1 protein-coding gene is annotated in these 386 nt (G+C 55.7%); it reads left to right on the plus strand.

The features are described from left to right. A partial coding sequence (locus tag ACPYOJ_RS34740; RefSeq protein WP_481420285.1) for a hypothetical protein occupies positions 1-255 on the plus strand: 255 nt, incomplete at its 5' end. Positions 256-386: the final 131 nt, after the last annotated feature.

Here is a 386-nt window from a genome sequence, read left to right on the forward strand (position 1 = left end):
AGAGCGATCATGTCATCTGTTTTCGAGCTACTTTCTTGCACAGACGATGAGATTGAACTTATCAGCTCGGCATTGAGTTGCCGGTCGCAGAGCAACCAAGTCAATCTCCAAAGCGAAGGTGGCCAACAAGCGCTCACGGCCGCCATCTCGCTCGTTAATGCGGGCGTCAAGGCACCAGAGGAGATCGCTGCAAGCCTCGATGCGCGCTTTACGCAAAGCCGCAATGCCGTCCAAGCTGATGACGTGTCAGCGTAATCCTAATTGATTATTGACGCGCAGGCGCTGGCGGAGCTTTAGTTTTAGATGCTGTAGCCGCCAAGCACAGCACCTAGCCGCGGCAGCCGCTCTCCAACCAACGCCGTGGTATGCGACAGGGCTCGCCATTT

The organism is Rhizobium sp. SVR5-9E, from assembly GCF_056755095.1.